Below are 15,110 nucleotides of genomic sequence, written 5' to 3'. Positions count from 1 at the left end.
GACAAACGTTATAAAGAATCAACAACCTTGTTGAAAGCATCAACCGGGCGGAGCCACTTCTTCAGGAGTTCCGGCTTCGGCAGGTAATAACCGCCGATATCGGCGGGTTTGCCCTGCTCGGCGGCAAATGCGGCAACAATCTTCTGTTCGTTTTCGGCGAGAGCCTTGGCGACCGGGGCGAACTTGGCGGCAAGTGCGGCGTCGTCCTTTTGGGCGGCAAGAGCCTGCGACCAGTAGAGGGCCAAATAGAAGTGTGAGCCGCGGTTGTCGAGTTCGCCAATCTTGCGGGCAGGTGTGCGGTTGAATTCGAGAATTTTCCCGTTCGCCTCGTCGAGCGTGTCGGCAAGGACTTTGGCCTTGGCGTTACCGGTTGTCGAGGCGACCTGCTCGAAAGCGGGGACCAGAGCGAAGTATTCGCCGAGCGAATCCCAGCGGAGGTAGTTTTCGGCGAGGAACTGCTGCACCTGCTTGGGGGCAGATCCGCCTGCACCCGTTTCGAAGAGTCCGCCGCCAGCCATGAGCGGCACGATGCTGAGCATCTTGGCAGAAGTTCCGACTTCGAGAATCGGGAAAAGGTCGGTGAGGTAGTCGCGCATCACGTTGCCGGTGACACTGATGGTGTCGAGGCCGGCCTTGGCGCGCTTCATGGTCTCGACAATTGCATCCTTCGGGCTTAAAATCTTGACAGAAAGGCCGGAGAGATCGTAATCCTTCAGGTAGACTTCCACCTTCTTCTGGATTTCGCGGTCATGGGCGCGGTTCGGGTCCAGCCAGAAAATGGCGGGCGTGTTGCTCACGCGAGCGCGCGTGACGGCGAGTTTGACCCAGTCGCGAATCGGGGCGTCTTTCGCCTGGCACATACGGTAGATGTCACCTGCTTCCACATCCTGCTGCAAGAGCACTTCGCCCTCCGCATTCACGGCGCGGATGACGCCCTTGCCCTTGGCAATAAACGTCTTGTCGTGGCTGCCGTATTCTTCGGCGCCCTGGGCCATGAGGCCAACGTTCGGCACCGTACCCATAGTCTTCGGGTCAAAGGCGCCGTTCTTCTTGCAAAACTCGATAGCGGCATCGTAGATTCCCGCGTAGCAACGGTCGGGAATGCAAGCCTTCACCTGCTGGAGTTCGCCCTTCTTGTTCCACATGCAGCCTGAGTTGCGGATCATCGCGGGCATCGAAGCGTCGATGATGATATCGCTGGGCACGTGCAAGTTGGTGATACCCTTTGCGGAATCGACCATCGCGAGGTCCGGGCCAGCGGCGAGCGCTGCATCAATAGCGGCCTTGACTTCGGCTTCCTTGGCATTACCTTCCAGGCGCTTGTACAAGTCGCCAAGACCGTTGTTCGCATCAATTCCGAGTTCCTTGAACAGGTCGGCATATTTCGTGAAAACGTCCTTGAAGAACACGCGCACGAACGCACCGAAGAGCACCGGGTCCGAAACCTTCATCATGGTGGCCTTCAGGTGCACCGAGAACAGCACGCCCTTCGCCTTGGCATCGGCCATTTGTTCAGCAATGAACTTTTCGAGAGCAGCCATGCGGAGCACAGTCGCATCGAGGATTTCGCCTTCGAGGAGCGGCTTTGCAGCGCGGAGTTCCGTAACGGTCCCGTCTTCGGCGACAAACTCAATCTTGAACGTGTCGGCCTTCGCGAGCGTGATGGACTTTTCGTTGCCGTAGAAGTCGTCTGCGGCCATGCTAGAGACATGCGTCTTGACCGATTCATCCCACACACCGTTGCTGTGAGGATTCTTGCGGGCATAGTTTTTCACGGCCTTGGGAGCACGACGGTCGGAATTGCCCTGGCGGAGCACCGGGTTCACCGCGGAGCCCTTCACCTTGTCGTACTTGGCGCGGATAGCCTTTTCTTCGTCGTTCGCCGGAGTGTCCGGATAGTCAGGCACATCGAAGCCATTCTTCTGGAGTTCGGCGATGGCGGCCTTGAGCTGCGGCACGGATGCCGAAATGTTCGGAAGCTTGATGATGTTGGCACTCGGGTCGAGCGTGAGCTTTCCCAAGAAGTCGAGGTCGTCGCTCGCCTTGCCGAAAGCGGCAAGGATGCGGCCCGGCAGCGAGATGTTCTTGGTTTCGACATCGATGTCAGCGGCCTTTGCAAAACCGCGCACGATCGGAAGCAGCGATTGAGTCGCCAGGAACGGCGACTCGTCAGTAAGGGTGTAATAGATTTTGGTATTCATACACCCCAAAAATAGAAAATAGCCGATGAAAGTTTAATTCAAGACTTTAAAGACGGCCATATCTTGAATCAAGCCAATCCCACAAATACAATTCGTAATCGAATTCTTCCTTGCCAACATAAGTCCATTCACCATAAGGGTCAATTCTTTCAAGGTTTTCTGGCTTGTCACAATTCCAATTTTCGCTCACATAAGTCGTTTTCACGATTGGCCGACCGACAATGCCCCATTCGGGGGAATCCGACAACAGGAACATCGAATAGTTCACCGAAGTATCTTCAGGGCACGATTGTCCACTCCTCACGAGATCTGTCACTTGAATTTCATCCACGGTAATATTTGTCAATATATGCCCCTTCACGCCAACGTCCTTTATGACAATGATGTAAAAGACATTCGATTTCCATTTAAGCCAATCCATACCGGCCGGTACACCAACAGTCTGCGGGAAGAATTCGGCGACAAGCGAATCCGGCAAAACATATACGCCTTCTTTACGATACGCATCCGCTATTTGTCCACTAGGCAAGGTATTGTACGCCATTATATCAAAATCAATATATTCAGGAACACCGAACTCCACAAAATGGTAAGCGGAGCCATCCATTTCCACCACGTCATCTCCAGAGATACCGATGGTATCAGCAGCTACATTTTCAACATACGTTGCTTTGGACATAGAGAACTGCCATCTATACGCAAGTAGTGTCCGCTTTAAGTTCTGTCTCCAGTCCACCTGCAAAAAGTATAAAGACTTCAAACTATCAATAGCCAAGCTGTCCAAATGGGGAGCAACATAATTTTCATCATCGTAAGGGGCGTAATTTAAGGAATCTTCATGGCATTGTGCCTTATATTCTTCGGTATATGAATTCAATACATCGTCCGGACTTTTCCCTTCGGGGACAAAAGAAGCACACGCCATCTGCAAGATGTTCCAGCTACAAGCATCCCCGAAAAGCTTAAAGAGGCCTCTCGATTCGTTACAGGACTGCTTGAACTGATTGAGGAACTCCGTACAAGTGACGCCATACCCCCAATAATCCCCAGATACCGTATTCATCACAACGGGAACGCCATCAACATCAACAATTTTGCTCGTGACCATGGTTTCATCTACATGATTTGATGTATAATCCGTGGCACAGTAAATAGAATCCCGGTACAATTCAGATGAAGCGCGTCCATAAACGCCATGACATGTATGGTCATACACATCGTACGACATAGCCCGTAAAACGCCCTTCCGTTCTACTTGCGATTCCCTCGTAAACGACACGACATCACATATTTTTCGTCCATCCCTGCTCGGATAGCTGAATACTTGATCGTTCGTTATACCAAACGGCCTCGATCTAAAATATTTGTAATCAATTTCATCTAGTCCAGAATCCGGGAAGGCCTTCAACGAATCATATCCTGACGAATCCAATAACGTGTAGAACGACTTTGCCAAAAGGACTTTCTGCTCTTCGTTCAATTCCGCAACGGGCGAGGTGTTCGGTTCAGTCGTCGCACCGCCAACGCCTTGATCGACACTTGAATCATTCGAACAGGACACCCAGAAAGCGGCCATTCCCGCTACGATCATTTTATATGCGATATTCATGTTAAGCCTCCTTCCCCTTGGTCAGCGGGAACAATTGTAAATTCAAGCGATAAACCTTTTCGTAATCTTTTTCCTTGGCGGCCATAGCAACCACCTGCTGCCGAAGCTCTTCCAATTTTTGCACCAGCCATTGGTACGTAGATTCCGACATGCCAAGCGTCACGCCCGCAATATGGCGGTTTTCCGGCGGTACATTGTCAATCGCCGAGGTCGCGAGTTTTGACATCTGGCGGTTCATCGAACGCAACGCCAGGGGAATCGCCTCGGAAGAACCCGTCACAATTTTTTCCGTCTGTTCGTAAGTATCTTCGCCAATCTTTTTCAAGAAATCGGCATGGACCATAAAATCTAGAGACTGTCGGATTTCGGCTGCGCTCACCACGGCATAGCAGTTGCGGGCAAGTTCCAGCGGTTTTGCACCCGGCATGATCGGGGCGAGTTCGCGCAAGACAGGATTGACCCACGATTCAAAATATCGAAACGCTTCGGAATCAACGACGCGCAAGCGACTTTCTTTCGCAATTTTTTGCATTTCATGGAATGCTTGCGTTTTCTTCTCGTCGCTCTTCGCATCGCCAAAACGTTCCATCGCACGGAAATAATCGCGGTCCGTCCCGACAAGCCCCATAGCATCGGCGACACCTTCGACACCATTCCTGCTCAAGCCGCTTTTCCGTTCGCAGACGAGTTTTATGTAGTTTGGCGAAGAGAATCCGGCCAACCGGGAAAACTCGCGCCAAGTAAATGCGGAACAGCGTTTGCGTTCCTCGTAAAAATCGCTCATGTATTTGCGATAGTCTTGATATTCAATTATTGGTTTCATGCCTATAATTTATAACAATCTATAGTTCAAGTCAATAGATTTTATTATACAATAATTCAATTTTTAAGTAAAATTTAAAGATTTTTAGAAATTCTAAAAAATTCTTTTTCATTATAATACAACATGTATTGTAGGGAGAATTCGACTCCGAAAAACACACAGTCCGCCTCCTCCATTTTTTTTCATTTTTTTAGGACAAAAACTCCGCTAAAAACGTCTATAGGGGAAGAACATTCTATATGGAGACCCCTAATGGAAAATATCGACCCTATGACAAAAGTAGACGAAACATCCGAGCCAAAACCACACGACGCCTTTTTCCGCTGGCTTTTCGCCGACGTCGGGCGGCTCCGGCACCTGCTGGAACTTTCCGGCAAGGTGAACAGGGACATAGGCGAGTTCATCTCAGAAGTGAATCTTGACACGCTCGTACGCATCCCCGACTCGTATTCCGAAGTCGCGGAGACGGGGGAAGCCGACCTCGCCTTCCGCGTAGAAGTCGCCTCGGGAGCGCCCCTGCTCGTGGGCATTCTCGCAGAGCACAAGTCCGGGCGCGATTCCGGCACGCTTGACCAGATTGCGCGATACGTGAATTCCGTGATGAAGATATACAGCGAGCACAGGGCTTTCAGCGGGCTCCCCACGATGGCCATCATCTTCTACAACGGGCGCGAGAACTGGGACCCGCTCGGGAGCATCGAGGACAGGTACCCCTCATGTTTCCGCGGGAGGATTCTCCCGTTCGCCTGCTCGTTCGTGAACATGATCGACATTCCCGACAGCGACTGCCTCGCCTGCGAGGACACTGCCACAGGAATGGGCATTATAGCGATGAAGTACGCCTACGACAAGGAGAAACTGCTCCAAGTTCTGCCACTGTTCAGGAAGCCGCTGCAGCGGATGCCGTACGACAAGGCGACTTGCCTGCTGGCGAAGATTAGTATATATTTGAAGGAGTACGTCACCAAGGACGTGCTGAAGGAGCTCGACATGGCATTCGTAAGCATCGGACAAAAATACGGTTTCGTGAGTGCCGGAGATGAATTCCGCAAGGAACTCGCGGAAGCGCAAGCGAAAGCGCAGAAGCTAATTGCCAACGCACGCTCCGATGAGCAAGCGAAAGCGAAAGCCGATACGGTAGCTGCGCTGCGCAGCAAAGGACTTTCAGAAGAATTAATTGCAGAAGTCCAGGCAGAAATCGACACACTTCAGAAGAAGCGCCGCGAACAGGCATAAATCAAACGCATTCATACGAACGGCTCCCGATGGGGAGCCGTTTTTTCATTGCAAAAAAGCAGAAGAAATGCGCACGACAAGGCGACTTGCCTGCTGGCGAAGATTAGTATATATTTGAAGGAGTACGTCACCAAGGACGTGCTGAAGGAGCTCGACATGGCATTCGTAAGCATCGGACAAAAATACGGTTTCGTGAGTGCCGGAGATGAATTCCGCAAGGAACTCGCGGAAGCGCAAGCGAAAGCGCAGAAGCTAATTGCCAACGCACGCTCCGATGAGCAAGCGAAAGCGAAAGCCGATACGGTAGCTGCGCTGCGCAGCAAAGGACTTTCAGAAGAATTAATTGCAGAAGTCCAGGCAGAAATCGACACACTTCAGAAGAAGCGCCGCGAACAGGCATAAATCAAACGCATTCATACGAACGGCTCCCGATGGGGAGCTGTTTTTGGTTTATACAATAACGGGCCGATGCGAACCGGCCCATTGTCATTAGATACCACTATTTAATTGCTGCCGCCCCGGCAATGATCTCTTCGGAAACGCCCATAGAACGGAGGTAATCTATCCGTTTAGCTGTGCGGTCGGAGGCCTTCTTCTCAGCCTCCGCTTTGCCACGGGATTCGCCAACAATCTCGCCTTCGGCTCTTGCCTTGATCACTTTCCCGGCCATCCAGCTCTCATAATCTTCCTTCGTTGTCATGTTCAGCTCCTGAGCCTGTAAAAGTTCATCATCGGCGTTCTCCACACGGATGCGTTCCAACGCATCCTCGACAATCCCGCTGCCGAAATCGGGAAGTTCGCCGCCATCCCTCGCGTGATTCAGCAGATAGAGCCACACATCAGCGGCACAATCCACCTCGTCGGCGGACTTGGTGAAGTTGGGGACGCTCAAGAAAATATACCTATTTTTTCCCGAAAGAGGTACAGTCTTGCCCTCCCTAACGGCATGCCTGCTGTAGAGCGCCCATTCGTCGCGGTACTCGCCCTTGGCGTCGGGCAAGTCAAAATCGCAGATCCAGATGGAAATTGTTTCCGGTAGCAAGTAGCGGCGATACCTCTGTTGCTCCGGAGTCAGTGCCTTGAACTCTGGCGAGATTTCCATCTCCTTGCGACCCTTGATAACGAGGAACGCCTTGTAAAGTATGGTGCGGTCTACGAAGAAGTCGTTTTCCAATCGCTGCATCTCTACATTGAGAAAACGCCCACTACCCGTGGTCGCAAAGATATCGAAGACGACCTTCGACCGCTGCGGGACACGGAAAAGAACGGCCTTATCGAAACTGAACCGTAGCGTCTTGATTTTGTCGTCTCCCTCAAGGCCAAGCACACCATCGAGAAAATCCCTCAACGCATCCTCGCTGTCGAAAAGTTCTTTGAATGCCGGGTCGTATGTCGGATCTAGATAAACCTTCCCTCTAAACGCCTCGGGAATAGGCCTGTTGCGAGAAACCTTGCGAGTCTTATTCATTTTCTGACCTCTTTCGCGGGGACGCGCCCGCTACGCAAGCAGGACTTGTTCCCGCCTGTACCTATAGACGAATTTAGCGGCTCTTTTTTCCAGAAAAAGATGTTTACAAGACAAAGAACGACTCCCGACGGGGAGCCGTTTTATATAGCAAAAGGACCCCGCGGGGCGGGGTCCTGAAATGTTTAGAAATCTAGCTCAAAAAAACTATTTATTGGAACATTTTTTATCAGTAGAATTATCATCATTAAGACGTACAGTATAGTCATTCTTTCTTAGATCAGTAACTGTCGCAGAAGTCGATATAGACCCACGTTTATTTCCCTCTACCACATAATATGAGCAATTCGCACAATTCTCCACCGTTATGTCGAGTTTGTATCCCGTACAAATTCCAAAGAATTTGCCACTACAAGACCTCTCACAGCGGCTCACCCTTGGCGTTTTCACTTTAAGTTCAGAGGTACAAGGAGGCACATCGCTATTAGGCAATTCAAATTTATATGCACCAATTCTCTTATTGTCGGCCGCAAAATCTGTAGGCATATCAAATTCTTTTCGCTCATCCATAATATATTGTTCAAAAGTTCCATTTCTGACAATAGCTTCAGTCGGAACTTTTTTAATGTGCCAAGGTTCAATATTGGCAGTAAGACCATTCACAATAAATTTTATACCAGTGGCCCCATATGCATATCCATCTGGTTTATCAAACGAACAACTGCCTACAGCACTGGAAGGACGATCAACATTCGTCACATATATCGTACAGGCGGCTTCATTACTGCCATTGAGATACAAGGCATACGTACCGCCACCAGTAACCACCTTTTCAATCATCTCATTGGATTTAACCGTACCAGAGTAGATTTCACCACCATTTTTCTTGAGCACCCAAGGCCACTCACAGCTACCATCTTCACAAGTATTAAAGGTTGCTGTAAAACGAGCGGATTCATCACTATAAAGTTCCGTTTTATCTTCGATTTTACAACTCGGAATTACCGCATTCAAAGAGGGCGTCGCGGTGCATCCATTAATCTTTTGATGATTAACAGTCAATTCAAACTGTTCCATCTTTGTAATAGGAGAAACAGAAACTGAAGTATTATCATATTCATTCACACTGGTTTTTCCAGAGATTACACGCGAACTTGATCGAAGTTCATACTCACAATTGGCACAATTCGTTGCAAACGAATATTGAGCGTATCCACCCCAGTCTGCAGAACCAACAAAACCACAATTTGTGACACTAAGCGCATCATTCGTGTAAGTTACGCTAAAATCACAGCTATCCAAAGCAGAGGTATATTCGTCTTCCGCAGAGACCTTGAAGCGGTATGTTTTCGTTCCTGCCGATCCCAATCCAAGATTGTCAAAAGTCAAAGCATCCATGCCATTGTACTTAGAGCCATGTTTAAGTTCTTCATCATTCCTCCAAACAGACCAAACACACAATGTATCTTCACAACCACTCATAACAGGTCTGAAAGTAATTCCGCTATTGGGATTCTGGTTCTCTATAGATGGACAATTGGAGTTGAGGCCTTTCAAGTTACGAACATTCCACTTTTCGGAGCAGAAATCCCCACCATGTAGCAATAGCGTCACCAAGTACGTACAGACACCCTTATTGCACTTAAGCATATTTTCAGGCAACTTGTACCTCAATTCAACATCTTTGCCCTTGATATATTCGTTAAATAATTCTGTAGAATCTTTGTGCAACGCATTTGTGCCTATATGCTGACTTTCAATACCAATAACGTTTCCTATCATATCGGTATACACAATTCTTGCGCTTCCGGCGATGGTTCCCCCCCAATAGCCATCCTGAGCAAAGCCTATGTGGGCAACGAAGTAACCATCCTCAATCTTATGGTCATTACATGTTCCCTTTTCAGGTTCCGGGGCCACATAGAATTCATTTGAATCATACGGGCATGTGAAACGACCCATCACTTTAAGATCATATACATACGGATTCGGCGTTGACGGAAGCTTGTTGTTAGATGTATTAAATTTCATACAATTTTCATCTGGACAGTGAACGATTTCTCCGCCCATATATTTTCCCGATTTTGTCTCAAGATTAAACTCAGGAGGATATTCAATAGTATAGTCACAACCTTCCGGCGGACAATTTTCCACCCTAAATGTTAACGGAGAAACTCCCATTCCGGATTCCACTGTATCGGGCGTGGTAGAGCAATGAATCTCCAAAGGATCCACCGTTTTCACAGGAGTCACACAAGAATCCATCACTTCACCATCATCATCCCTAGCAACCACCTTAAATGCGTAATTTCGAACAATGTTCTGACCATATACACCTTCTTGCTTGAACATCTGCATAAAATCAATGCCACAAGATTGCGGATCAGGAATATCGGCTCCAGAAGCATCATCTAAAGGAATAACTTCACAAGACTCAGCCTTTTCCGGATGAGTTACAACGGCCGAAACAGTCCACATCCCGGTTATGGAATTGTACGATGGAGCATTACATTCCACATTAAATGCATAACGACAATCGCTCCTCACATTTGTCACTCTAAAATAGGATGAAACATTTTTGAATTTAATCTGAGCGACATTTTGCGGATTAAAGCCCGGAGCACCTGAAGCAGACTCAACATCAATAAGATATTCCGTTGCATTTAACTTTTTAACATTCAGCGCACTCACATTACTATCAAGATCTACAAGATAAGGCTCAACATTTGACGTTGTCTCTTCATCCAACGTAATTATGAGATTAGCTTCGCGAACATTGTAAACAGTGTCCAGAGTAACAGGGCACTCCAAATCGCCCATATTACAGTTCACCGGATAAGATAACATCTTAGTGAACGATTCCGAGCATTGTTCATATTCACCCACAATAAAGTCACCACAACTTGCATCATAAATATGCGTATTATCGGTCTCCTCATCCCTTCTACAGGTCACAACAACAGAAGCTTCATTAACAAATCCACTTGCTCTAGCAGTTTCTATTGGATATCCATGATAACCTTCATCTTCAAACCAATATTTATCTGATGCCAAACGACCCAATCCAAACGTACTTAATTTTCGGCCTGAGAAATTGTACAGGCCAGAACCACGCGGGCGACGAAGTTTACAAGCGACCTCATTACCCGTATATACATGATCCGTTAAAATCTGGAAATGTTGCGCGAACTTATCTTGACGCAAATCGCAACCATTGTAATAGTAAGTAACATCACAATTTTGGTTATCGAACCACGAAGACATCCCAACCCATGGGGTCACATCGATTGAATCCGGCACCATTCCCCCTGCATAGTTCGGCTTAAACGAACAACTAACCTTCGGGGTATCCCAGCAATTCGCATCATAATCATAACTGCGCCAACCAACATCAAAGAACTCAAGGGCAGGGAAAGTCGCAATTGTTTCTTGATAGCCCTTAGGGAGGAGGAAGAAAGGTTCTATATCTATTCTAATAATATATGGATATCCAATCTTCAACCCAACATATTGATGAAGATCATCATTCAAGGTATTACCATTAAATTTCTGTTTCAACACAGGATCATTCAAATCAAATTCCACCGAGGCCATACCGGCTTCAAAAGAACCTTGCAACCAGTTCCTACTCAAAATAGCCTTTATAACACTTCCGTCAACATCAACATTCAAGGTCAACCGGCTCAAACGGGACGCCGTTGTAGGCCAATCGTCATTAAATCCAGTCTCAAATCGAATGTCATGGCAATGATCTATATCATTATCTTGTCCCTGGACATAACATAGCCTAGCAAAAACAATCGGCTCCTTTGCCACAATATTCAAAGTAAAATACTCCGAAGCATCGGCATTAGATCGAATAATAAGACCTTCATGAATTAGTAGACTATTCTTTAGCATTGCTGTTACGAAATCGTCAATTATTTCAAAAGCATTTCCAACCAAAGGAATCATCTTTATAAATTTTTTTAGGGGATTGTCGGTCAAAAATTTTTCTACACTACTAATAATTTGTGAAGTAGCAGATGGAATTTTCAACATAGCCGTCATCATGCCATTTGAACCAGCTAAAGCGTTGTTCAAAATAACAGTCGGTTTTCCTATAGTTTGCTTAAGAATAACTTTCCTACCAAAATCCTTTGGATGCATCAAATTTCCTTCTCTATTGTCAATCTGAGGAAGGGCGAAGCCATTGCCATTGTTTCGGTTGTCGTTCGAATAAACAATCAACCAATCCGAACCTTCAACAGATCCTTCATACGGAGTTTGTCCTGCAGAGCAGTGCTTTGCTCCATTTTTGCAGCTATCAAGGCATTGTTTTCTTGCTTCAATATCGGATAGGCTACACCAATCGTCACTCTTGAAATCTTGAAAATTCGTATAGAAACAATGACCATCCTTCTGATCAAACCACGCAGTGACAGAATCCATTCCACCCTTTAGCAGCAATTTCATTTCAGATTCACTATAAGTCTTATTCGGGTCACTATCATTACAAGACGTACCATAACATGTCCAATAAGAGAACCTCGGACCCTCTTTTGATATATATACAGTGTCATCAGCATACAATCCATAAGAGCACTCATCATCACACTTATGCGAAACCTCATCGTTACCAGCTCGATGAACTTTTATATTCACTGCCCTTTGACTATTTGGATTAACAATTTTTATCTTTAATGGACTTCTCTTGCGTTTGAGCACCGCAGGCAATTTGTAAACAGATTCATACGAAGATAATTCTACCGTCTTTGGCGGTATATATGCAGTACAATAATCATCATCTACTAAAACACTATCTAAATAAACTTGATTACTCCCAGTATAACAATCCCAGCGTTCATTCGGTGGTTCAAGAGCAAAACACCCCTGACCTCTTGCCGTAACCCAAACTTTACTGTCTTTTCCGTTATCATCTTTATAATGGTCACATGCGGGCATACTAGCCAATTCACTGCATTCAAAACCATACGCATGCTTAAAAGCACCTGTATTTATGTTGTCACATCTGACATCTTCTCTTTCCACCACAACACGGTTCGACATATACACATATGATTGCGACGGTTGAAGTATAACACAACTTGCATTTACACAAGATTTAAGATTCATTATAACCGAGCCCAATTCCGCATGTTCCGTAGTACGGACTTTGAACAATGTCAAATCATCTCCTGTCGGCGTAGTTCTTAAAGTCCAAATTTTCTTACCATTTTCTGTACTTTTAACGCTTAAACCAGAATGAACACCTTCAATGGTCCACCCACTTGGTGGATTCTCAGGAACTGAAATGTCCAACTCTATTGTAGCATCACTCTTTGTCGCACTTAAGTGAATATCAACACTATGTCCCGATACAATGTCCTTTTTCTCATCTGCAGAAGCAAAATGCACCCCAGAGTTTTCACTTAAGGATCCTTCCACAACTAAATAAACCGGTATCGTATCAGCACCATCACCATAACTACAAAGGAACTTTCCCTCAGGTAGTCCACCTCCGCTTGAGAGTTTAGAATCCGCTGTTGGAATTTTACCTTCTGGGCAATGCATATTCGAAGCAATCTTCGTTTGAGTTGAACCATTCAAAGCTAACACGTTATAATAATCCGAAAGATATCCATAAGCATCTCTTGGCAAATAGATTACACGAGGAAGAACCACTTCAGAAGGTTTCACTTCCTGCGCCGTTTTCGGCAAAGGTTCATTATTTTTATACTGTGATTCAATTTCTACAATCAATTGCGGCGATGTAGCAACATGATATGGATCCATCGTTTGGAACATATCAGGTCCAAATCCAGACACCGCCCCCGAGAAATTTGAACAAGTTTTAGTACCATCATATTCACACAGCACTGAAGATTTCACCAACCTTTTAAATAGCGGCTCATAAAAATCAACCGCCAAAGTATCCTTTCCGCCCAGCGTATTCAACATAGAACAGCCTTCCATATAGATTCCGCCTTTTATACGCGACAACGGCCTCGTAATAAAGCGTCCAATATCACCTGCACTATATATAAAATAATGGTAATCTGCGATACTCTTATTTAAGTTCGTTCGCAAGGCAAAACCAGGATTTGTATTTTTCCAGCCATCGGGCAAATAAAGCATAACCATAGCATCAGCTTCCGTTTCAGGCAGTTCCAGTTCAGCCAAAGGAGCCGAAGATTCATTGATGACAAAAATAAAGTTTCCTGATAGTTTTTTTACAGCAGCAATATTCTTTTGGGGACTCCATTGAGGAGCATGATTCCAGTTGACGATTAACCAGGTTTTATCAAAAAGTTGATCATCACCACTTGCTATGTTATAACACGCATTAAGTGCTTCAACAGGAATTTCAATATCATTTTTCCAAATATCATCACTACACCCAAGTTTTGAATCTTCAGAATGAACAAATGAAGATCCCAATATCGCAGTATTAAACTGAATTCTGTCCTGTGAAAAACCGCATTGATTTTTTTCACCCGATATCATATCGCGGTAAGCAACAAGACTATCCGCATTCCAATCGCGGATTTCCTCCGGCGAAGGCATAGGAATCAGCTCACTCCTGCGCGCAATATAAATATTACCGGATTGAGACTGAGCACATTTATAAAAGCCGTTTTCGCACACATTATTGTCTGTATAAGTTTGAAAACCATTGAAATACAATTTATCGCCACTGCCAGAGCCAAAACGGGTTTTATACATGTTATCAAAATCAACGCTCCCCGAATTAGTAGAATTACCACTAATAAAAGCGTTTTGTAACACAATCAAAGAATCTTTTTTTGACGCATTTGACGGGAACACAAGTTTTCCATTCAGCACAAGGTTATTAGACATTTTGATGTAGCTGACACTTGTTTCTCCGCTAAGATGGTCGATATCACCATTTGACGTGACATTACCATTAAAATTAAACTGTCCTCCTACACCACCTGCATAAGACGCCCCAGAATTTTTCACATACTGAGACATATTGTTGATTTTCATTCCTCCATTCAAGTATGTTGAGCCAAGAACATTCATTCTGCTACTAGTCGAAGTTCCGTATAATTTCCCCCCAACATACAAGTTCCCTCCTACGGTCAAATTTTTCAAAAAAGACAAATCGCCACTCACATACAAATCATTGACATTTCCACCATCATTTACATAAAAATCGCCATCTAAGACCAAGTATTCATCTGCTTTAATGGAAGTCAAAGCTTGACCACCTGCATTTTTTACTGCGGTAGTCTGCTTGATTATTGCCGATGATACATCAATGACGTTAGCTGTCGTTAAGCCTCCATGGAACGCATCCTTGAAATTCACTATGTGATCGTCTGTCGGAATTTCTGCTTGATATAAACCACTCACATTGAATATAGCCACTTCGCTATATTTCACATTATCCCTTGTCGTTCCCAGCGATACAATTTTCAATTTATATTTTGAAGAATTTTCAATATTCACACCCATAAGCCAAACGCTGTCATTCATCCTGCCCGCCTTCATTTTCGGCAACACAGAATTCAGCAAAATTGGTTTTTTCCCTTCTTGAAAATACTGTCTAATAACAGCACCTAGGTCATTGCCTTTAAAGGTCATCCACGAACGAGCAGCTTCGATACCCGATATTGCTGCTTGGCGAGCTTCACTCATCTGCAGACGCGCAGCCGAAGAAGTTCCAATGGAACTAAGCCACTTATACGTAGCAGTAGCTGCAATGGTAGCCACCATCATGAACAGCAGCACGGTTACAAGAGATACACCTTTTTTCATCTTTCTCATAAT

General features: G+C 45.7%; 7 protein-coding genes. 2 read left to right on the top strand and 5 right to left on the bottom strand.

All coding sequences use genetic code 11. The features are described 5' to 3' along the window. Positions 1-8: 8 nt before the first annotated feature. Genes Q0Y46_RS01775 through Q0Y46_RS01765 form a run of 3 tightly spaced genes read right to left on the bottom strand, consistent with a single transcriptional unit; the run spans position 9 to position 4,633 of the window. A complete protein-coding gene (locus Q0Y46_RS01775) occupies positions 9-2,201 on the bottom strand; it encodes an NADP-dependent isocitrate dehydrogenase (protein WP_297944177.1) in 2,193 nt (730 codons plus the stop codon). Between the two features lie 46 nt (positions 2,202-2,247). Next, complete coding sequence (locus Q0Y46_RS01770) at positions 2,248-3,810, bottom strand: hypothetical protein (protein WP_295681942.1); 1,563 nt, start codon at positions 3,808-3,810, stop codon at positions 2,248-2,250. Between the two features lies 1 nt (position 3,811). Beyond that, positions 3,812-4,633, bottom strand: coding sequence for a TIGR02147 family protein (locus Q0Y46_RS01765; RefSeq protein WP_297944173.1), 822 nt, complete (start codon positions 4,631-4,633; stop codon positions 3,812-3,814). A 270-nt stretch (positions 4,634-4,903) separates the two neighbouring features. Here Q0Y46_RS01765 and Q0Y46_RS01760 point away from each other — a divergent pair, with 270 nt between their 5' ends. Both Q0Y46_RS01760 and Q0Y46_RS01755 read left to right on the top strand, forming a co-directional pair. After that, positions 4,904-5,869 (top strand): Rpn family recombination-promoting nuclease/putative transposase, encoded by a 966-nt coding sequence (locus Q0Y46_RS01760; RefSeq protein WP_297944170.1) that lies wholly within the window; start codon positions 4,904-4,906, stop codon positions 5,867-5,869. A gap of 114 nt (positions 5,870-5,983) precedes the next feature. Beyond that, complete coding sequence (locus Q0Y46_RS01755; protein ID WP_297944166.1) at positions 5,984-6,271, top strand: hypothetical protein; 288 nt, start codon at positions 5,984-5,986, stop codon at positions 6,269-6,271. A gap of 97 nt (positions 6,272-6,368) precedes the next feature. Here the strand turns inward: Q0Y46_RS01755 and Q0Y46_RS01750 are convergent, their stop codons facing one another. Next, positions 6,369-7,337: a PD-(D/E)XK nuclease family transposase gene (locus tag Q0Y46_RS01750; protein ID WP_297944163.1), complete on the bottom strand. Its 969-nt coding sequence runs from the start codon at positions 7,335-7,337 to the stop codon at positions 6,369-6,371. Between the two features lie 204 nt (positions 7,338-7,541). Next, the gene (locus Q0Y46_RS01745) at positions 7,542-15,107 is read right to left on the bottom strand and encodes a hypothetical protein (protein ID WP_297944161.1); all 7,566 of its coding nucleotides are present in this window, start codon (positions 15,105-15,107) and stop codon (positions 7,542-7,544) included. Positions 15,108-15,110: the final 3 nt, after the last annotated feature.

The sequence above is a fragment of the uncultured Fibrobacter sp. genome (assembly GCF_947305105.1).
GTDB lineage: Bacteria > Fibrobacterota > Fibrobacteria > Fibrobacterales > Fibrobacteraceae > Fibrobacter.
This window is presented reverse-complemented; position numbering and strand designations above follow the sequence as displayed.

Excerpts from the sequence above, each read along its gene's own strand:
- Q0Y46_RS01775 (WP_297944177.1), bottom strand. The coding sequence starts at position 2,201 with ATGAATACCAAAATCTATTACACCCTTACTGACGAGTCGCCGTTCCTG.
- Q0Y46_RS01770 (WP_295681942.1), bottom strand. The coding sequence starts at position 3,810 with ATGAATATCGCATATAAAATGATCGTAGCGGGAATGGCCGCTTTCTGG.
- Q0Y46_RS01765 (WP_297944173.1), bottom strand. The coding sequence starts at position 4,633 with ATGAAACCAATAATTGAATATCAAGACTATCGCAAATACATGAGCGAT.
- Q0Y46_RS01760 (WP_297944170.1), top strand. The coding sequence starts at position 4,904 with ATGACAAAAGTAGACGAAACATCCGAGCCAAAACCACACGACGCCTTT.
- Q0Y46_RS01750 (WP_297944163.1), bottom strand. The coding sequence starts at position 7,337 with ATGAATAAGACTCGCAAGGTTTCTCGCAACAGGCCTATTCCCGAGGCG.
- Q0Y46_RS01745 (WP_297944161.1), bottom strand. The coding sequence starts at position 15,107 with ATGAGAAAGATGAAAAAAGGTGTATCTCTTGTAACCGTGCTGCTGTTC.